This window comes from Marinomonas vaga (genome assembly GCF_055388305.1).
In genome coordinates this window covers 1229698-1249031 of sequence record NZ_AP043903.1, presented here as the reverse complement: position 1 = coordinate 1249031, position 19334 = coordinate 1229698, and the positions used below count along the sequence as shown (strand labels likewise).

Below are 19334 nucleotides of genomic sequence, written 5' to 3'. Positions count from 1 at the left end.
AGGATTTTTTGTGTCTGAGCAGCCAGTCGAATCGACGAATACAACCAAAGTGAGGATCGTGCACCTTGCCGACCACACGGGCAAAATGCAGGTTATCTTCCCCTTCGATAGCATGTTAGATATGGCCGCTTTGTCTCGTTTAACAAAGCGTCGCTTTGATCCTGTAGCCAACTACAATGTAGATGGTGACCCTCTTATAAAGCCTAATGTCTGTCCGACTTTAATCGATAAGTCACTGCTCGAAAGCGAACTCATTGACCTACGGGGTAGCGCCTCCCAAAGTTATAAATCACTGACACTAGCAGAGTTCAAAGAGCGGTTTCAGGGCCCATTAACGCGTTATGAAACGCTTGCTATTCCTGTATGTGAGATTCCAACGCCAGCCAAAGACTTAGAAAGCGATGCGGAACAGATGTTCAAAGCATTGGGCAAGTTTCAATCGGTGCGATTGAAGCAGCGCCTTGAAGAGACCTTAGAAATTCCACCGCTACCTGCGTCCTCCCATCGTATTATCCAGCTGTGTGCTAACGAAAAAGCCGGTACTGATGAATTGTGCGATGTGATTAGCCTAGATCCAGCCCTGTCGGCCCAGGTCATCAGCTGGGCAACCTCTCCTTACTACGGAGTAAAAGGCGAAATAGAGTCTGTGGAAGATGCCATTATTCGAGTGCTCGGGTTCGACATGGTAATGAACTTAGCGCTGGGGTTATCCATGGGCAGTGCCTTCCAGTTACCTGAAGATGGCCCGCGTCACTATGAAGATTTTTGGTTCGGTGCTGTGTCCCACGCAGTACTCATGGAAGAGCTGGTGCGTAAAATGCCTTCCGGCAAGCGTCCAAGATTAGGGCATGCCTACTTAGCCGGACTGTTACACAACTTTGGTTATCTAGCCATCGCTGTGGTACTGCCTCCCCATTTTGGTATTTTGTCCCGCTATATCGAAGCCAATGCCCATTTAAGTGCAGACGTAGTAGAGATGCAGACTCTACGCTTCACCAAAGAGCAATTAGGAGCTTGGTTACTGAAACATTGGCAGCTTCCGGCAGGCATCTACACAGGCATTCGCTACAGCCGCACGCCGGAATATCGTGGTGAACATCATGCTATCGCGAATCTGCTGTGCTTATCCCATCAGTTGTTCGAAGAGTCATCACTTAATCAAACGCTGCTAAGTGATTTGGGACTCACTGTAGAAGATGTCCAGGCCTGTTACAGCAAGGTCATGGGATCCTCCAAAGAACTTGCCAAAATGGTCGAACTGATAAGCGGCAATAAATGACTTCAATGAATGCAAAGGTTGCTCAGCAGTTAGACTATCGCTGGCACCGGATTCAACGGTTACAACGTTCGAATATTCCTAAGTCCATCTACCCTTGGCTCGCCACAGATCAGTCCATCACAGCAAAACTGAGATGTGCCGGGCAACTCAAGGTTGAACTTTTAGAAGAACGCTGGGGGGTTCCAACGCCCCGAGAGCGGCTTCGGCTGGGCCTAAAAGATCGGGAAGTGGCAAGAATCCGCACCGTTGTGCTTCATGTTGATGACATCCCCGTGGTCTATGCTCGCTCTATTATGCCCGCACGTTCCCTACGTGGCTCTTGGCGCTACTTACCTTACCTGAAGAATCGTCCCTTGGGGGGTTACGTGTACCGATCGGGCGCTCTCAAGCGCAGTCCAATAGAAGTGGCACAATTACCCGCTGGCATTCTAAAAGAGTGCCCTGATGCACTCTGGGCTCGCCGCTCTATCTTTATGGAATTTGGTCCAGGGATTTTGGTGAACGAGGCGTTTTATCCTAGTATAGGCAAGTTCACGAGCCTCGCTGGGCGCTTTTAGTCAATCAATCTAACAACGGAAAGTATGAGTAAACTTAAAGATTACGCGGATCTCACCCGTTTTAACCGCCCTATTGGTTCATTGCTACTCATGTGGCCCACCTTGTGGGCATTATGGCTCGCTGCGGATGGCTGGCCTGAATGGCACCTTATTATCATCTTTGTGCTGGGTGTCTTTGCCATGCGCTCCGCTGGCTGTGTCATTAACGACTACGCTGACCGCAAAGTGGATGGACACGTAGAGCGTACAAAAAACCGCCCTCTTCCATCAGGTCGAGTGTCGGAGAAGGAGGCTCTAGGACTGTTTGCAGGATTAGCGTTACTGAGTTTTGTGCTCGTGCTGATGACCGACAGGCAAACGATTCTGCTCTCCTTTGTTGGCCTTTTCTTGGCCGCTTTATATCCATTTATGAAACGCTATACGCATCTGCCCCAGCTTTTTTTAGGATTGGCATTTTCATGGGCCATCCCTATGGCTTACAGCGCTCAGGGAGGCAGCTTGTTAGACATGGAGCTTTGGATGTTGTTTGTCGCAAACTGCTTCTGGACCATCGCCTACGACACCTATTACGCTATGACAGATCGCCCTGATGATCTTAAGATTGGCATTAAATCCACCGCCATTCTATTTGGCCAATATGATTTGTTTGTCATTATTGTTTTACAAGGACTGACCTTATCCCTAATGCTTTGGATTGGCGTTTTAGCGCAACTGGGATGGCTTTACTACTTAAGTATTGTTGGCGCAGCGGTGTTATTCTATTTACAGTATCAACAAGCCAAAGATCGGAATCGACAAGCCTGCTTTAAGTCCTTTCTTGATAACAACCGAGTTGGTTACTGTTTGTTTGCAGGAATACTTCTAAGCTATTACATTTGAGAGGGCGGATGTGACATTTTAACATAGCTGTCACATTAAACCGCTTTAATATCTACCGTTCCTGAGATGAGGGTATGTCCTGTGACCGGTAAAAAAGTACTAATTATCGATGATGAAGCGCCGATTCGCGAAATGATCGCTGTCGCGCTAGAAATGGCTGGCTACGAATACATGGAAGCCGAAAACAGCCAACAAGCACACGAAATCGTGGTAGATCACCGTCCAGATCTAATCCTATGTGATTGGATGATGCCTGGAGGCAGTGGTATCGAGCTAACACGCCGCTTGAAAAAAGATCCAACCACCGCAGAGATCCCAGTGATCATGCTGACAGCAAAAAGCGAAGAAGACAATAAAATTCAAGGGCTAGAAGTTGGCGCTGATGATTACATCACCAAGCCTTTCTCTCCCCGTGAGTTAGTGGCTCGCTTGAAAGCGGTATTACGTCGTGCGACCCCACAAGGTGTTGATGACCCAATCGAAGTGGAAGGCCTGTTGCTTGACCCTATTAGCCAACGTGTCTCAATCGGCACTGCGCCAATTGAAATGGGGCCAACAGAATACCGCTTGCTGAAGTTTTTGATGACCCATCAAGAGCGGGCGTATTCGCGAGCACAACTGCTTGATCAAGTTTGGGGTGGCAATGTCTACGTTGAAGAGCGTACCGTGGATGTTCACATCCGACGCTTACGTAAAGCCATCGGCGACTCCCACGACTTTTTGATCCAAACTGTCCGAGGTACGGGTTACCGCTTCTCGGCAAAACGTACGGCCTAAGACTTTATGAAACAAATCTGGCGCAAGGCAATTTTAACATGGCTAAGTGGTCTAGCGGCTGTGTTATCCATTGGCCTCGTCATAGGCTATCCCCTAGCCACAACTCTTTTGTATGTGCTGGGGTCTCTCTATTGGCAGCTTTATCAGCTGTACTTGTTTCAATCTTGGTTACGACGTTCGGGGAAATCTGCCCCTCCGGAATCCAGTGGTATCTGGGGGGAAGTCTTTGATGCGGTGTATCGCTTGCAGAAGAAGCAACGTAAATCCAAACGCCGTATGCGCCAAGCGCTTAATCGAATTGAGAACTCCACTGCCGCCTTAAAAGAAGGCGTTATCATGGCCGACAGCCAAGGTAACTTAGAGTGGTGGAATAATTCGGCAGGTCTGTTACTCGGGCTGATGCGTCCAGTGGATCGAGGTCAGCCCATCACCAATATACTGCGTAATCCTGAGTTCTATCGCTACTTTTCACAAAAGCGTTTCGGGGAGCCGTTAGTGATCAAGTCGCCCTCCAAAGAAGGCGTGTATTTGGAAGTCCAAACCACCCTTTACGATCAAAATGATCACCTTATTTTTGTGCGCGATGTGACCCGTTTATACCTGCTTGAGCAGATGCGTAAAGACTTTGTGGCCAATGCTTCCCATGAGTTAAAAACACCGCTCACGGTGATTAAAGGCTATCTCGAAACCCTCTCTATGTTTAAAGACAGTCTTCCTGCAAGTATGCAACGGGGTGTCGACAGCATGTCTGATCAATCCCAACGGATGGAGCACTTGATCGAAGACCTACTACTGTTATCCCGCTTAGAAACCAATGATAAGCGTGAAGATCACCAGTGGCTGAATTTGAATGAAATCTGCGACACTATTAATAAGACTGCGCAACCCATCCTCTCTGATCAGCATGCGCTGACTTTTTCTATCCCAGAGAACAGCTATATTTATGGGGCATCCAATGAGCTCTACAGCGCTTTCTCTAACTTGGTTGTAAATGCCATCAAGTACTCACCCAATGGCGGTAAAATCCAAGTGACGTGGGAGAAAACTGAGCACAGTGGGGTATTTTCGGTAGAAGATCAGGGGCTAGGTATTGATCCGCGCTATATCCCTCGTCTAACAGAGCGCTTTTTCAGAGTGGATAAAGGTCGTGGCTCTAGCACTGGAGGCACAGGATTAGGGCTCGCTATCGTCAAACATGTACTCATTCACCACAATGCCAAGCTACAGATTCGTAGTCAGCCAAGCGTTGGCAGCACCTTCTCTTGTTTCTTTCCAATTGACCGAGTACGTCAAGATGCGCTGCTGGCAGCTGTGACGTCCGACACCTCATCTGATCAGGCTGAAAGCACAGCAGATCGATAATAAAAAGCCGTCTGGTGTGACGGCTTTTTTGTACCTCAATTACAAGGATTCAAACAACTGGTGAATGAAACCTTCTTTCTCTGGATCCTGATCAATCAAAGCCAAGGTCACTGTTAAGAACGCAGAATCAGGCTTCTTCTCTGTGGTAGCAATGGCTTGAACATAATAATTCAAGCGGTTGACCTTACTGTCAAAAGACAAATCTAGCACCGCCTGATCTAGCACCGTTGGGATCACATCGTCACTTTTGATCAAGAGTGTTGCTTCTGTTTTTGAGAAATGAATCACCATGCAGCGGAACTCTTTACCAGCAAAGCGCACCAGGCTGGGGATTTTTACATCTTTCGAGGTCACCTCGGGTTGAATAATACCGCCCTTTTGACTGGGCACTGACTTCGCACCACTGGTGAGAATGCTCAAAGAGTCCCCACCTGTGCCCCCAGAACCAGAAACGGGAGCGGGAGCACTGCCCAGTTTTTTCTCGATACCATGTTTCTTTGCAGCCGAAACCACTTTTTGAATCAATTGATCCGGTGAAAATGGCTTCCCCAGATAATCCGTTACCCCAGATTTCACCGCTTCGACGACATGGGACTTATCCCCCCGACTGGTGATCATCACAAACGGTAAAGTCTCCTTTTTGTACTGGGGCTGCTCGCGACACCACTGCAATAGCTCAACCCCCGTCATTTCAGGCATCTCCCAATCACACAACACCATGTCAAAAGGAATCTGCTCCAGCATTTTCTGGGCTTTTCGACCGTTCACCGCTTCTTCCACTGTGCAAGCAGGGAAGCGTTTGCGTACGGTACGCTTGATTAAATCTCGAGTAAACGAGGCGTCATCGACAACGAGGATTTTCAAATTAGCATCCTATTTAGTTTGCGACAGCAAATCAGAAAAATTTACAAAGCGCTTGGAATACAGCTTGATCCAAAGCAAGGTAGCCGCCACCACGGCGATAGGCATCACAAACAGATTTAGCAAAGGTATGGTAATACCAACCATGACAATAAAACCAAATGTCCAACAAAGTAGCGGTCTTTCACGTAATGACGCCCGCATCTCAGAGAAGCTGACTTTATTGTTATCAAAAGAATAATCCATGTATTGAAGCGCTAACATCCACGCAGAAAACAGCAACAACAGTACTGGGGATACAGCGTTTACAAGGGGAACAAAGGACAGCAATAGAAGCCCTAAGAAACGAGGCAAGAAATACATCAACTTCTGTAATTCTCGCTTGATACTGCGACCAGCAATCAGCATCAAGCTCTTTGCAGTAATGGCTTCGTCAAAGACTTTTCCCGTCTGTTGTTCTTCCACCTTTTCTGCCAAAAATGCCATAAATGGGGCTGCCAGAATATTCACCCCCACGGAGAAGCTGTAAAAAAGCAAGATCCCCACCACAATGTTAAGGATTAAGTAGAATAACCAATTTAAGAAAGACAGCCATTCCGGCATATAGCCCATCATGCCATCAACTGCTGTCGACATATAATTGAGGGCAACCATATACAGTAAGGCCATCAAAACAATATTGGCTAGAATGGGAGCCAGTAGAAATAAACGTAGGCGTTTTGAAAATAACAAAGGCAGTGCCTTAATAAAGGAGCCTGCAGCCAAAAATGGGTGTGTAATCACGTTGTAGAACCTTCCATATCGCGCATTAAGAACGTTTTCTAATTGGGATATTTAACCATATTCGTCTAATCGACTGGGCAAAGAAAACAAATATTTTCGACACAGCAAAGCAATCGATCTGGCCTCAATCAGTAAGCTTTTGTATCTCACACTGCTTTTCACTAGGTATTCAGGTTAAATTTGATACACTTTGGCATGAACCCTTGCACACCTGAAAGATACTCCTATGAATACTTTTAAACGCCATCTGTTTTTCACTTTCCTATTATTGACCACCTCGGTAACGGGCTTCGCCTTAGAGTTCAATGCACCAAAAGGCCCAATTATTCTGACCTTAGGGGGCAATATTGACGAAACTAACCAAGGCGACAGCATGGTATTTGATCGAGACATGCTCATGGCACTTCCGAGCCATGAAGTATCGACAGATAACCCATGGAATGAGGGTGTACAGACTTACCAAGGATTTAATCCCATAGATCTTTTGGCAGCCGTTGACGCAGAGGGCGATATGTTACGAATCACAGCTCTCAACCAATACATCACCGAGATTCCGGTCAGCGACTTCCAACAATTTGGCGCCATCATCGCCTACAGCAAGAACCAAGAGATCATGTCGGTGCGTACCAAAGGACCACTTATGGTCGTATATGACTTTGACGATTACCCTGAATTACGTTCTGAAACTTACTATGGTCGATCCATTTGGCAAATCCAATCCATAGAGGTCTTCAACTCAAAGGAGTAACACGTGGCATCTAGCCCCCAGAAAGGACTTTGGAAACCTCGACTTCAGCGCTGGCTAACATTTGGCTTGGCAGCCTGTGTCATTGTGCTCTCAGTGTTAGCATTTACCCTTTCTGCCATGAGTAATGACAGCAGTAGGCTGAATGCTCGCCAAGTGTTTGAAAGCTCTCGCTGGAACGCCCTGCAGCTGCAATTGCAGGCATATCGCTTAATGAATTATGTGGTAGATCTCTCTGCCGACGACCTGCCCTTAAACGGTCAAGGGTATTTCCAGTACGACCTCATGCTCAGCCGAGTTGATCTCCTACGTCAGGGGGAGATCGGCAACCATATCCGCACCTTTGGCAATGGCCGAGCAGTCCGTCTGCTCAATATTATTACTGGCGAGCTTGAACTGATCAGCCTGAATATCGAACACCTTGAGCAAGGCCGCATTTCACAGGTCCCCATCATCCTTGAACGGCTTAAATCCTTAGACAGTCAGATTTCAGACTTTGTTTTTATCGTTAACCAAGGAGCCAATGAGTACGTCAGCGAGCAACGCCAGCTTCTTGAACAGCGACTCACCTACACCCAGAACGTTGCTCTAGGTCTTTTTGTCACCACCATAGTGTTAGTGCTCATGGCCTTTAAAGTGGCCCATGACCAAAGGCTCATATTCGCCAGAAATCGTCGTTTAGAGGCCCGGGTAGAAGCAGTACAAGAAGAGAAAACCGAAGTTATTGCTCGTATTGTCAACGAACTGCGGCCGAATATTACTGCCCTAGTTGGTCTATGCGTACAAAACGGGACCTCTCCTCATACATCCGTAAAGGATTTACGTCGATTGAACGATGCTGCCAGTATGAGTAATCACCTCCTGACCCAAATAGACTGCTATCAGGATTTGACTCTAATTGAGTCCAATCAAATGGTATTACAGCCTAGTAAGGTCTGCCTAAGACAGCAGATTGAGCACACCCTTGAGTCCCTTAGTAACCAGTTTACAGAACACCATTGCCGAGTGATCAGCCTAGTGGAGCCTCGTTTACCTCAATATATGGAAACAGATTACGGGCGTTTACACGAAATTCTATCAACATTACTGGCGCAGATTTTACCCTATGCCAAACACTCCCCTGTGGTGTTACAAGTTCGCCCCTCTACTCTACCGATTATAGAAACCCTTGGAGCAGGCAAGACACCACAAAAAGTTATTCAGATTTCCCTTCGGGATACAGGCTATGGCCTGCCAGAGGACATGCAAACAGGGCTCAGAATTAACCCTCACAATCCGGCCAATACCATCGCAAAGCAGATTCAGTTAATCGGTCTTGGACTGACCTTTTGTCATCGCTTAATCAGTGCCATGGGGGGCGAGCTGCACTTTTCCAGCGCCAGTGATAGCGGGACCGAAATCTGGATCAATATCCCTATGGGGACTGGGGAACATACGGCTCCCCCCGCCATCGAGAGAGCGCCTCTGCAGAGTGCAATATTGGTACTGGAATCCAACGCCCTCGCCGCCCACGCATTAGAACAGGGGCTGGCGGCACACTTTACGCAGGTCACAGTGATAGATGAGACGGCTTTCTTAACCGGATCTAAACAAGACTTCCATTATCTGTTACTAACCGACTTACGCTTGATGGACAACGATTGCATACAAGCGGTGCATTATCTCGCCGCTTCTGGCATTCAAATCATTGCCACCGAAGAGATTGCTGATATTTTACCGGAGCTTACTGTGCATCTGGTGCTACAGTACCCTATTACTCAGTCGCAACTTGATAAAATTATTTCCCCGCAGGAGTAGCGCTATGCCCATCGACACAGACCAGCTACAAAGTTTGATTAGTATTCTAGGGAAAGAGACGTTAGTGCGTGTGCGCCAAAGTTATCTAGAAGACAGCGAACCTAAGCTTGCCCAGTTAAAGCAAGCCGTTGAAACAAATCAACTCGCTTCTGTCGAGCAACTGAGCCATTCACTAAAGTCAGCAAGCGCCAATATGGCACTGAGTGACCTGGCAAAATGTTTTGCCGATATGGAGCATCAAGCAGCTCAAAGCCATTCAGATCAACTCATGACACTCTACATCAAGGCCGAATCCTGCTACGGGCAAAGCGTAACAGCGCTCAAGGAATTTTTCTAAATTCTCATCGCCCATAAAAAAGGAGCATGATCACTCATGCTCCTTTTCATTCTTACCATTAAGCGCAATAACAGCTAGCCGTTGTTGTCATCCTTGGTTTTCACTTCTAGGTCTTCCGCTGGGATATGACGCACATCCACACCGTTAATCAGGTACACCAAGTGTTGGCATACATGGCGAGAGTGATCACCAATACGCTCTAGGGAACGCAAAATCCAAATCACGTTAAAGACACGACCGATGGAGCGAGGATCTTCCATCATGTAAGTGATCAAAGAACGGATAGCCGTCTTGTATTCCAAGTCCACTGAACGGTCTGCCTTTGCCACGCGCACAGCCGCTTCAAGATCAAGGCGGGCGTATGCATCAAGGCTCTCTCGCACCATGCGAGTCACCATTTGACCAATACGGTTGATCTCCACGTAACCCCGTGGCGACTCTCCTTCATTGATCAATTTCAAAGAGTGGTTGGCGATCTTTTTCGCTTCATCACCCATACGCTCTAGTTCTGTCACTGCTTTGCTAATAGACAGGATCATGCGCAAATCCGTCGCCGCAGGCTGGCGCTTAGCCAAGATGCGGGTACATTCTTCGTCGATGATGCCATCAAGCTGATTCACAGTGGCGTCTTTTTCTTTTACTTCTTCCGCTAAGGCGCCATCGCTTTCCAATAGCGCGTGGATGGCATCAGCCACTTGGTTTTCTACCACACCACCCATGGTTAGGAAGTGCTGGCGAAGCGTCTCAAGCTCGTTGTTAAACTGTTGAGAAATATGATCCGTAGTAAGTTCTCGCATGATTGCAGTTCCTTATCCTAACCGTAACGACCAGTGATGTAGTCTTCTGTTTGTTGTTTTGATGGGTTGGTAAACAAGGTATTGGTATCACCAAACTCCACCATATCCCCCATGTACATAAACGCAGTGTAGTCCGATACACGGGCTGCCTGCTGCATATTGTGAGTTACAATGGCAATGGTGAACTCGTTTTTCAGCTCGTGAATCAACTCCTCGATTTTCAGCGTGGAAATTGGGTCCAATGCCGAAGCGGGCTCATCCAATAGCAATACTTCAGGTTTTACCGCCACCGTACGGGCAATCACCAGACGCTGCTGCTGACCACCAGACATACCCAAAGCACTCTCATGCAGACGGTCTTTGACTTCATCCCATAAGGCTGCAGAACGCAGTGCCCATTCAACGGTTTCGTCGATCACACGCTTCTTATTAATGCCTTGAATACGTAGACCGTAAGCCACGTTTTCATAAATACTTTTTGGGAATGGGTTCGGCTTTTGGAACACCATGCCCACTCGGCGACGCAGCTCCGCCACATCAGTCCCTTTAGCGTAGATGTTTTGGTCATGCAGGTTGATATCACCCGTAATACGGCAGCTGTCGACCAAATCATTCATGCGGTTAAAGCAACGCAATAGGGTCGATTTACCACAGCCAGATGGTCCAATGAAGGCCGTCACCTTTTTCTCAGGGATGATCATATCAATCCCTTTTAAAGCTTCTTTCTCTCCGTAGTAAAGGTGTAAGTCTTTAACGGAAAGGCAAACTTTTTCGTCTTCAATGCGCAGTGCGTTCTGGCCACGTTGCATTGCTGAAATATCAATTGAGTGTGTTTTAGTTTCGCTCATAATCGTCTCTTCTCCGCCGTCTTACATTTCCAGCGATTTGTATTTTTCACGTAGGTGGTTTCGAATGGTTACCGCTGCAAGGTTAAGCGTTGCAATCACGATCACCAGTAGAAGGGCTGTGGCGTACACCAAAGGACGCGCCGCTTCTACGTTCGGGCTCTGGAAGCCCACGTCATAAATGTGGAAGCCCAAGTGCATGAACTTCTGATCCAAGTGAATAAATGGGTAGTTACCGTCTAGTGGTAGTGATGGCGCAAGTTTTACCACACCCACCAACATCAGTGGCGCAACCTCACCCGCTGCACGGGCTACTGCCAAAATAACCCCTGTCATGATCGCTGGGCTCGCCATAGGCAATACCACACGCCACAAGGTTTCCGCTTTAGTCGCGCCTAATGCCAAAGACCCTTCTCGCACGTTACGTGGAATACGAGACAGACCTTCTTCAGTCGCCACAATCACCACAGGTACCGTTAACAGGGCAAGAGTAATCGACGCCCACATCAAGCCACCGGTACCAAAGGTCGGAGATGGCAATGCTTCAGGGAAGAAAGCTTGGTCGATGCCTTGACCCATAAAGTAGATAAAGAAACCTAAACCAAACACACCGTATACGATGGACGGTACGCCCGCTAAGTTGTTTACCGCGATACGAATCGTACGGGTGATCACACCTTGCTTAGCGTATTCGCGTAGGTAGACCGCCGCCACGACACCAAACGGTGTCACCAGAATGGTCATCAACAATACCATCATGACCGTACCAAAGATCGCAGGGAACACACCGCCTTCAGTATTGGCTTCACGGGGCTCAGCGCTTAAGAACTCCCACACTTTCGAGCCGTAGAAACCTAGCTTGGCAGGAATACCCATTGCGTTTGGACGAAAAGCACGCACCACTTTCGCGACCTGCAGCTCATGGACACTGCCATCCATTACTTGGACAACAAAGGTGTCACGGTTAATTTCCCCGTAAAGGTCAATCAAACGTTGTTGCAAGGCTTCGTACTTGGCATCTTCTTCAGCACGTTGTGCATCAATATCAGCCAGCTTCGCTGGGGTTAAGTTATTATTTAACTCCAAACGACGTTGCTCTAAACGAAGGCGCTCAAGCTTGTGGTTGATGGCTCCGATTTCGTCTTTTTCCACATCGTGGATGTCATCGTAAATCGCTGTAGCACGCTCAATGCTGCGCTCAAATGCTGCCCAAGTCGCTAGGGCAGAATCCGTAGGCGTTAGGTCTGTGGTTTCAGACACCACTTGACCGTTTTCTTTTACAGACAGCAAGTATCCGTACAGGTTACCCCATTCGTGACGCTCTGCTACGAACATCATTTCTGGCTTGGTGACATCTGTGAAGTACTCATCAATGATCCAGCGGAAATCAGAACCGTACACATCACGGTTACCGGTTTTCATCAGTGTACGCTGCATAAGATCGTGATGATCTTCTACATTGATCCCTGCTTCACGAAGCTGTGCGGCAGGCACCTCTGCAGACTCAACACGTTCTGCCACCAGTTTGTAAGGCTGTGAACCTGGCATGCTGTAAGTACCCTGGACCACGTCTGCTGGCCAGAAGTGACCAAGACCACGTACCGCAATCAGGGCGAGTAGACCCAGCACCATGATGACAGAGATCGCCACGGCACCTGCGTTTAACCATACCCATGGATCACCAGATTTCACCCACTGGGATACGGTTTGTTTTTTCATTTTCAATTCAGTACTCATTACAACGACCCGTATTTCTTACGTAGGTGCTGACGCACGGTTTCTGCGATGGTGTTCACGACAAAAGTAAAGATGAACAACACAAACGCTGCCAAGAACAAGATACGGTAATGGGAGCTACCCACTTCAGACTCTGGAACTTCCACCGCCAAGTTGGCTGCCAAGGTACGCATGCCTTCGAAGATATTGAAGTCCATGATTGGCGTGTTACCTGTGGCCATCAATACGATCATGGTTTCACCCACCGCACGACCCATACCGATCATGACCGCTGAGAAAATACCTGGACTCGCAGTAGGTAGAACCACGCGGGTCATGGTTTGCCAGTAAGTCGCTCCCAAGGCCAAAGAACCTTGAGTCAGTGCTTTAGGCACTGAGAAAATAGCATCTTCAGTGATCGAAAAGATCGTTGGAATCACCGCGAAGCCCATGGCAAAACCGACTACTAAGGCGTTACGTTGGTCAAAAGTGATGCCTAGATCGTTGGTGATAAAGCCACGGATATTACCGTCAAAGAAGTTCAGCTCGATCACTGGGCTCATGGCCACACAGAGCCAACCCAGCAAAACAACCACTGGAATCAGCACAAGTGGCTGCCAACCTTCAGGAACCAACCAACGAATGCCTTGGGGCAAGCGGGACCACAATAAGGCAAACAACAGAATACCCACTGGCAATACAATCAAAATACTGAATGCCGCTGCCAAGTTTTCTTCAAGGAAAGGCGCAAAGAACAAGCCAGCTAAGAAACCCAAAATAACCGTTGGTAAGGCTTCCATTAATTCGATAATCGGCTTCACCTTACGACGTAGGCCTGGGGCCATGAAGTAAGCTGTATAAATGGCACCACAAATAGCCAATGGCACGGCCATCAACATGGCATAAAACGCAGCCTTGATGGTACCGAACGCCAAAGGCATCAAGCTGTATTTGGGCTCAAAGTCATTGTTTGCAGCAGAAGACTGCCAAGTGTAAGTAGGCTCTTGGTAGCCTTCGTACCAGACTTTGCCCCAGATTGAGGACCAAGACACTTCTGGATGCTCGTTTTCCACTTCAAAGAAATGCAGACCTTTACCGTCTTCCAACAACAAACCGTTTGCACGAGGTGCGAAGCTGATCATACGCGCAGAGCCATCACTGATGACTTCGTCGATAACTTGACGGCTGGAAGTGGAATTAAAGATGGCAACACTGCCACGATCATCCAACGTAGCGAACCCTTTACGGCGATGCTCCATTGCCATGTCCACGATAGCATTTGGCTGGTTTACATCACGGATAAAGGTGAGGTGCTCAACGTTATTGTCATCACGTACGTTAAACCACTGGCTCACTCGGCCCATTGAATCCGCTACCATCACCGAGGATTGTCCAAGAAGGTAGCGCAGGGATACTAGCTTGGCATCACCGTCTAGCAGGTCAATCTCGTCTTTCAGTGTCACATTATCCAAGTCACGTAAGTCAAATTCGGATAAATCACCAGAGCGTGTCGCCACGTAGAGGTAACGTTGATCTCCGGAAATAAGCAATGCATGGGCGTCTGTCACAAACGGCACCGGAGCACTGCTACGCGTAAGCTCAACTTCTTCGGTAATAAAGTTCACGTCTTTGGTGTATTGCACCACTTGAGCGGCACTGTCACCGATGACCGCTACTGTCATACGGTCATCGTTGTCACGTAAACTCAACTTTTTAATCGCAAAGTCTGCCGCTTCGATCCCTTCTTCCCCGTATGGGTACACAATGCTCGGGGTAATTAAACGAACACCATCTGGGTAAGTGGTCTTGTATTCCTGCTGAGCAACCAGCACTCGCCCATCTTCATAGGCGAAAGCAAACAAGTTACTGGTGTCTGATTCCACGGCAAACGCTGTTGGCTCACCCACTGGGTTATCCACTTTTTGGAGGATGCTGCCGTCAGCGATGTTGAAGTAAATCATGTCGCCATTGGCGGCCACACGAAAGCCTATCTCAGCCTGTTCTTCAGTACTCAAGTATAAGCTCTTACCGGACTCTTCAGCCGGTAAGGTGTACTGTTCTTTGGGTTCTATGCTGGCACCTGAAAAGAGGGGTGCAACCTCATACAATAAATAGAAACATATCAGCATAACAGCCAGGATCACGCTGCTCCCACCGATGGCAATCCCCACCGTTGCGCCGCGATCTTTGAGAGCTCGAACTTTACGATGGCGCTTTAGCGCTGGCGTATTAAAGTCCAACTCAGGTGTTTTTTGATCCGCTTGTGTACTCATCGAATTCAACTTTTTTGTGACAATTTTGTGACAGATAACAACCTAACAAAAGCAGGAGAGACCTAAGTCCCTCCCGCTTCGTTGCATCCCGCAATCTTTCCCTATGTTCCAGCCTTACTGGATACCTAGGTCTTTCATGTATTTCGCAGAAACTTTAGCTGGTAGTGGTACGTAACCGTCTTTCACTACAACTTCTTGTCCCATTTTAGAAAGAACCATCTTCACGAACTCACGCTCTAGCGGAGCAAGTGGTTTGTTCGGTGCTTTGTTTACGTAAACGTAAAGGAAACGAGACAGTGGGTATTTGCCAGAAGCAGCGTTTTCTGGCGTCGCTTCGATTAGCTCACCGCCTTCTTTCTTAGTCAGTGGCAAAGCACGTACTGAAGACGTTTTGTAACCGATACCAGAGTAACCAATACCGTTAAGAGACGTAGAAACTGACTGCACTACAGAAGCCGAACCAGGCTGCTCGTTTACAGAGTTTTTGTAGTCACCTTTGAATAGAGCGTTAGATTTGAAGTAACCGTAAGTACCAGATACTGAGTTACGACCAAACAATTGAATGTCACGGCCAGCCCAAGCACCTTCTAGGCCTGCAGCACCCCAGTTTGTGATGTCTTCACTGTGGCCACCCTTACGAGTAGAAGAGAAGATCGCATCCACTTCTGGAAGAGATAGACCTTTGATTGGGTTATCTTTGTGTACGAATACTGCTAGCGCATCGATCGCCACTGGCACAGCCGTTGGCTTGTAGCCGAATTTTTTCTCGAATGCAGCAATTTCGCCGTCTTTCATCATACGAGACATTGGACCGAAGTTAGAAGTACCTTCAGTTAGAGCTGGTGGCGCAGTAGAAGAGCCAGCCGCTTGAATCTGGATGTTAACGTTAGGGTAAAGACGTTTGAAGTCTTCTGCCCATAGAGTCATAAGGTTTGCTAGAGTGTCAGAACCTACGCTTGAGATGTTACCAGAAACACCGCTTGCTTTAGAGTAAGCTGGAAGGTTCGCGTCAACATCTGCAATCGCGTTTACAGATACGCCTGCTAGGGTAGATACCGCTAGAGTTGCAACTAGTTTTTTCATCACTTCAACCTCAATGGTTATCGTCAATTATGTATGAATCGAAACATGATTTGTTCTTCGATGATGCAAACTATAGAGATGCTTTGTGACACTAATGTTAAAGAATGAAATATTCGCTAATTTTTTCGACAACTCGCTTTTGTGGCTAAGAACAGCATCCTAATGAACGGTTTTTACGCAAAAATCGCCTGAAATATTCCCAAAACACAGGATATCCAATAGACTGACGCTCCGGATTTTCCGCCTGTCTTCTAGAAAACAGCCTGTGGGTATAAAAATGTTCAACAAAATCATTTGTGGGGCCGAAGCAATCTCTACGGTAGTAGGGAAATTTGTCGCTTGGTTCACATTGCTGATGATGCTTCTGACATGCTTCATCGTAGTGGCACGATACGGCTTCGGAATGGGCTCAATCGCCATTCAAGAATCGGTACTTTATCTTCACGCCATGGTCTTCATGCTCGGCGCAGCTTACACTTTTAAAGACGATGAGCACGTCCGCGTTGACGTCTTCTATCGTGAGTTTTCACCTCGCAAAAAAGCTTGGGTAAACATTCTCGGCGGTCTTTTCTTCTTACTGCCTTTCTGTGGCTACACCGCTTATATGAGTATTGATTATGTGGCAGCGTCTTGGCGGGTATTGGAAACATCCCAAGAGCCGGGTGGCTTGCCCTTTATCTACCTACTAAAAACCCTAATCCCAATTATGATGGGCATGCTGATCATCCAAGGCGTTGCCGACATTCTGAAAAACCTGGGCGTTGTCTTGAATACTAAATCTTCGAAGGAGGCGCTCTAAGGTGGCTGAATTCTTACCTTTATGGCTTTTTGCCGGTGTCTGTATCTTCTTGTTGTTCGGTTACCCAGTAGCCTTTTCATTGGGGGGTACGGCCCTACTTTTCGCTGCTGGCGGCGCATTATTTGGCACCTTTGATCCGGTTTTCTTAGAGGCTTTACCTAACCGCTTGTTCGGTATCGTGCGTAATGAGACTCTTATTGCCGTTCCGCTATTCGTGTTGATGGGCGTTTTACTTGAGAAGTCCAAACTGGCTGAACGTCTACTGGACTCCATGGCGATGCTGTTTGGCACCTTACGCGGTGGTCTTGGCATTTCTGTGATTCTAGTGGGCATGTTGATGGCCGCCAGTACGGGTATCGTTGGTGCCACAGTGGTAACCATGGGGATGATCTCCCTACCCACCATGTTGCGCCGTGGTTACGACCCAGCGTTGGCGACTGGCACCATCTGTGCGACCGGCACCTTGGGACAGATTATCCCGCCTTCTATCGCCTTGGTGTTGTTGGGAGACGTTATGTCCAACGCCTTCCAAAAAGCGCAGCTGCAAATGGGGATCTTCTCACCAAAAACCGTTTCCGTAGGTGACCTTTTCGTTGGTGCTCTGATTCCAGGCTTGATCTTGGTAATGCTGTATATTCTTTACGTGGCAACTGTAGCTTGGTTGCAACCTGAGAAAGCACCTGCTGTCCCTAAAGAAGAATTACGCCGCGGTATGGACGACTCGTCCTTATTTCTAGAAGTTGTAAAAGGATTAGTACCACCTCTAGCGCTAATTCTTGCGGTATTAGGTTCTATTCTAGGTGGTTTTGCCACCCCTACTGAAGCCGCAGGTGTGGGTGCCTTAGGTGCAGCGATTTTGGCTTTCGCTTCGGGCAAACTGAATGCTCAAACACTAAAAGACAGCGTGTTTGCGACGGCAAAGGTCACGGGCATGGTGTTCATGATCTTAATCGGTGCTTCCTTGTTCTCCCTTGTGTTCCGCGGCTTTGGCGGTGAAGAACTGATTCATGAGTTCTTTAATCAGCTGCCTGGCGGCGTGGTCAGCGCGGTTATCATCGTCATGTTGGTGATGTTCTTCCTTGGCTTCATTTTGGACTTCATTGAAATCACCTTTGTGGTGGTGCCAATTGTTGCACCTGTGCTACTTGCCATGGGCCTTGACCCAATCTGGCTTGGCATCATGATGGCCATCAACCTACAAACCTCATTCTTAACGCCACCGTTCGGCTTTGCTTTGTTTTACTTACGTGGCGTTGCGCCACCAGAGGTCAAAACTCAGCAGATCTACAAAGGGGTTATCCCATTCATTTTGATCCAGCTGTTCGTACTGATTCTGTTATCCGTATGGCCAGACCTAGCCACTTGGCTACCTGAAAAAGTCTACGCAGACTAATTGGAGGAGATGTTATGAAAGCGATGCAAGTAAACGACTACGGCCCAGCCAGCGATTTAACACTGGTGGACGTTAATAAACCCACGATTAATGCAGACCAGATCCTTGTGCAAATCGGTGCATCTGGCGTCAATCCAGTGGACACTTACATCCGTTCAGGCATCAATAACTACACGGCGTCGTTTCCCCACACTCCGGGGAACGACGGCTCCGGAACGATCGTAGAAGTAGGCAAAAACGTCACCGACTTCCAAGTAGGCCAGCGCGTGTATTTCTCCCGCAACCTAACAGGTTCTGCTGCAGAATACGCTGTGACACTGCCGACTCACACTTTCCCTCTAGCCAATGCCTTAAGCTTTGTTGAAGGTGCCTGCCTAGGCGTACCTTATACAACGGCTCACCGAGCACTATTTGGTCGTGCCCATGCTCAAGCAGGCGATAAAGTCTTAATCCATGGGGCAACAGGCGCTGTGGGGATTGCCGCCGTACAACTTGCTATGGCTTCAGGTATGGACGTGGTCGCATCTGCTGGAACGGTCGAAGGTGCCAATCTGCTGCGTGCACAGGGCGTTCAAACCGTGATCATGCATAACGAAGAGGGCTACTTGTCGCCGTTTCAATCGCTGGATACGGGCTTTGATGTCATTATCGAAATGCTGGCCAACCACAACTTAGACCAAGATTTGAAAGCTTTGGCCTTTGGTGGTCGTGTTGCCGTAATCGGTAACCGTGGCACGGTAGAAATCAACCCGCGGGATTTGATGGCCCGTGATGCGGCGGTCATGGGAGTTGCCCTAGCGAACTGCAAACCTGCAGAGCTTAAGCGTATCGCCCAAGCCATGCTGCCGCTGTTTGAAGCGGGGGTTCTAAAGCCTGTGGTGCGTAAAGAGTACGCTCTAACAGAATTACCTCAAGCCCATGATGACGTTCTCAAAAGTGGCGCTCAGGGGAACCTAGTCGTTCGCGTGAGCGAGTAATCCCTCCTTGGAAGACGCCAAACAAGGCGTCTTCCATTCTCATTTGTACTACTCAACCCCCGCAAAGACCGCTA

Annotated in this window: 18 protein-coding genes; 11 read left to right on the top strand and 7 right to left on the bottom strand. The window is 48.1% G+C overall.

Annotated features, from left to right (window positions below):
- Positions 1 to 10 precede the first annotated feature (10 nt).
- From ACZ5DR_RS05815 to phoR, 5 genes are all read left to right on the top strand, one after another.
- Positions 11 to 1279, top strand: a complete 1269-nt coding sequence (locus tag ACZ5DR_RS05815; RefSeq protein ID WP_377366064.1) for an HDOD domain-containing protein — start codon at positions 11 to 13, stop codon at positions 1277 to 1279.
- Positions 1276 to 1836, top strand: coding sequence for a chorismate--pyruvate lyase family protein (locus ACZ5DR_RS05810; protein ID WP_377366065.1), 561 nt, complete (start codon positions 1276 to 1278; stop codon positions 1834 to 1836). The genes ACZ5DR_RS05815 and ACZ5DR_RS05810 overlap by 4 nt, the downstream gene beginning before the upstream one ends.
- A gap of 24 nt (positions 1837 to 1860) precedes the next feature.
- Positions 1861 to 2715, top strand: a complete 855-nt coding sequence (gene ubiA / locus ACZ5DR_RS05805) for a 4-hydroxybenzoate octaprenyltransferase (RefSeq protein WP_377366066.1) — start codon at positions 1861 to 1863, stop codon at positions 2713 to 2715.
- Between the two features lie 81 nt (positions 2716 to 2796).
- Complete coding sequence (gene phoB / locus ACZ5DR_RS05800) at positions 2797 to 3492, top strand: phosphate regulon transcriptional regulator PhoB (protein ID WP_377366067.1); 696 nt, start codon at positions 2797 to 2799, stop codon at positions 3490 to 3492.
- Between the two features lie 6 nt (positions 3493 to 3498).
- Complete coding sequence (gene phoR / locus ACZ5DR_RS05795) at positions 3499 to 4854, top strand: phosphate regulon sensor histidine kinase PhoR (protein WP_377366068.1); 1356 nt, start codon at positions 3499 to 3501, stop codon at positions 4852 to 4854.
- A gap of 39 nt (positions 4855 to 4893) precedes the next feature.
- On the opposite strand, the gene ACZ5DR_RS05790 is transcribed toward phoR, so the two are convergent.
- A complete protein-coding gene (locus ACZ5DR_RS05790) occupies positions 4894 to 5718 on the bottom strand; it encodes a response regulator (protein WP_377366069.1) in 825 nt (274 codons plus the stop codon).
- Between the two features lie 9 nt (positions 5719 to 5727).
- Positions 5728 to 6498, bottom strand: a complete 771-nt coding sequence (gene cysZ, locus ACZ5DR_RS05785; protein ID WP_377366070.1) for a sulfate transporter CysZ — start codon at positions 6496 to 6498, stop codon at positions 5728 to 5730.
- Positions 6499 to 6724: 226 nt separating this feature from the next.
- On the opposite strand from cysZ, the gene ACZ5DR_RS05780 reads away from it, so the two are divergent.
- The 3 genes from ACZ5DR_RS05780 to ACZ5DR_RS05770 are packed head-to-tail and all read left to right on the top strand — an operon-like array spanning position 6725 to position 9377.
- The gene (locus tag ACZ5DR_RS05780) at positions 6725 to 7246 is read left to right on the top strand and encodes a putative pterin-binding protein (RefSeq protein ID WP_377366071.1); all 522 of its coding nucleotides are present in this window, start codon (positions 6725 to 6727) and stop codon (positions 7244 to 7246) included.
- Between the two features lie 3 nt (positions 7247 to 7249).
- Positions 7250 to 9040: an ATP-binding protein gene (locus ACZ5DR_RS05775; protein ID WP_377366072.1), complete on the top strand. Its 1791-nt coding sequence runs from the start codon at positions 7250 to 7252 to the stop codon at positions 9038 to 9040.
- Between the two features lie 4 nt (positions 9041 to 9044).
- Complete coding sequence (locus tag ACZ5DR_RS05770; RefSeq protein ID WP_377366073.1) at positions 9045 to 9377, top strand: Hpt domain-containing protein; 333 nt, start codon at positions 9045 to 9047, stop codon at positions 9375 to 9377.
- Between the two features lie 74 nt (positions 9378 to 9451).
- Here ACZ5DR_RS05770 and phoU read toward each other — a convergent pair whose 3' ends face one another.
- From phoU to ACZ5DR_RS05745, 5 genes are all read right to left on the bottom strand, one after another.
- Positions 9452 to 10174 carry a phosphate signaling complex protein PhoU gene (gene phoU, locus ACZ5DR_RS05765; RefSeq protein WP_377366074.1) on the bottom strand — a complete coding sequence of 241 codons (723 nt, stop codon included), beginning with the start codon at positions 10172 to 10174 and terminating at the stop codon, positions 9452 to 9454.
- Positions 10175 to 10191: 17 nt separating this feature from the next.
- The gene (pstB, locus tag ACZ5DR_RS05760) at positions 10192 to 11022 is read right to left on the bottom strand and encodes a phosphate ABC transporter ATP-binding protein PstB (RefSeq protein ID WP_464543876.1); all 831 of its coding nucleotides are present in this window, start codon (positions 11020 to 11022) and stop codon (positions 10192 to 10194) included.
- A gap of 21 nt (positions 11023 to 11043) precedes the next feature.
- On the bottom strand, positions 11044 to 12756 hold the full coding sequence (gene pstA, locus ACZ5DR_RS05755; RefSeq protein ID WP_377366075.1) for a phosphate ABC transporter permease PstA: 1713 nt from the start codon (positions 12754 to 12756) through the stop codon (positions 11044 to 11046).
- A complete protein-coding gene (locus ACZ5DR_RS05750; RefSeq protein WP_377366076.1) occupies positions 12756 to 15008 on the bottom strand; it encodes an ABC transporter permease subunit in 2253 nt (750 codons plus the stop codon). The genes pstA and ACZ5DR_RS05750 overlap by 1 nt, the downstream gene beginning before the upstream one ends.
- 114 nt (positions 15009 to 15122) lie before the next feature.
- The gene (locus ACZ5DR_RS05745) at positions 15123 to 16091 is read right to left on the bottom strand and encodes a PstS family phosphate ABC transporter substrate-binding protein (RefSeq protein ID WP_377366077.1); all 969 of its coding nucleotides are present in this window, start codon (positions 16089 to 16091) and stop codon (positions 15123 to 15125) included.
- Positions 16092 to 16368: 277 nt separating this feature from the next.
- On the opposite strand from ACZ5DR_RS05745, the gene ACZ5DR_RS05740 reads away from it, so the two are divergent.
- Genes ACZ5DR_RS05740 through ACZ5DR_RS05730 form a run of 3 tightly spaced genes read left to right on the top strand, consistent with a single transcriptional unit; the run spans position 16369 to position 19260 of the window.
- Positions 16369 to 16890 (top strand): TRAP transporter small permease subunit, encoded by a 522-nt coding sequence (locus ACZ5DR_RS05740; protein WP_377366078.1) that lies wholly within the window; start codon positions 16369 to 16371, stop codon positions 16888 to 16890.
- A 1-nt stretch (position 16891) separates the two neighbouring features.
- On the top strand, positions 16892 to 18283 hold the full coding sequence (locus ACZ5DR_RS05735) for a TRAP transporter large permease (protein ID WP_377366079.1): 1392 nt from the start codon (positions 16892 to 16894) through the stop codon (positions 18281 to 18283).
- A gap of 14 nt (positions 18284 to 18297) precedes the next feature.
- On the top strand, positions 18298 to 19260 hold the full coding sequence (locus tag ACZ5DR_RS05730; RefSeq protein WP_377366080.1) for an NADPH:quinone reductase: 963 nt from the start codon (positions 18298 to 18300) through the stop codon (positions 19258 to 19260).
- Positions 19261 to 19334: the final 74 nt, after the last annotated feature.

What these genes read in the sequence shown, in the direction of transcription:
- ACZ5DR_RS05810 (WP_377366065.1), top strand. Translation starts at nt 1,276, where the DNA reads ATGACTTCAATGAATGCAAAGGTTGCTCAGCAGTTAGACTATCGCTGG.
- ubiA (WP_377366066.1), top strand. Translation starts at nt 1,861, where the DNA reads ATGAGTAAACTTAAAGATTACGCGGATCTCACCCGTTTTAACCGCCCT.
- phoR (WP_377366068.1), top strand. Translation starts at nt 3,499, where the DNA reads ATGAAACAAATCTGGCGCAAGGCAATTTTAACATGGCTAAGTGGTCTA.
- ACZ5DR_RS05780 (WP_377366071.1), top strand. Translation starts at nt 6,725, where the DNA reads ATGAATACTTTTAAACGCCATCTGTTTTTCACTTTCCTATTATTGACC.
- ACZ5DR_RS05770 (WP_377366073.1), top strand. Translation starts at nt 9,045, where the DNA reads ATGCCCATCGACACAGACCAGCTACAAAGTTTGATTAGTATTCTAGGG.
- phoU (WP_377366074.1), bottom strand. Translation starts at nt 10,174, where the DNA reads ATGCGAGAACTTACTACGGATCATATTTCTCAACAGTTTAACAACGAG.
- pstB (WP_464543876.1), bottom strand. Translation starts at nt 11,022, where the DNA reads ATGAGCGAAACTAAAACACACTCAATTGATATTTCAGCAATGCAACGT.
- pstA (WP_377366075.1), bottom strand. Translation starts at nt 12,756, where the DNA reads ATGAGTACTGAATTGAAAATGAAAAAACAAACCGTATCCCAGTGGGTG.
- ACZ5DR_RS05750 (WP_377366076.1), bottom strand. Translation starts at nt 15,008, where the DNA reads ATGAGTACACAAGCGGATCAAAAAACACCTGAGTTGGACTTTAATACG.
- ACZ5DR_RS05745 (WP_377366077.1), bottom strand. Translation starts at nt 16,091, where the DNA reads ATGAAAAAACTAGTTGCAACTCTAGCGGTATCTACCCTAGCAGGCGTA.
- ACZ5DR_RS05740 (WP_377366078.1), top strand. Translation starts at nt 16,369, where the DNA reads ATGTTCAACAAAATCATTTGTGGGGCCGAAGCAATCTCTACGGTAGTA.
- ACZ5DR_RS05730 (WP_377366080.1), top strand. Translation starts at nt 18,298, where the DNA reads ATGAAAGCGATGCAAGTAAACGACTACGGCCCAGCCAGCGATTTAACA.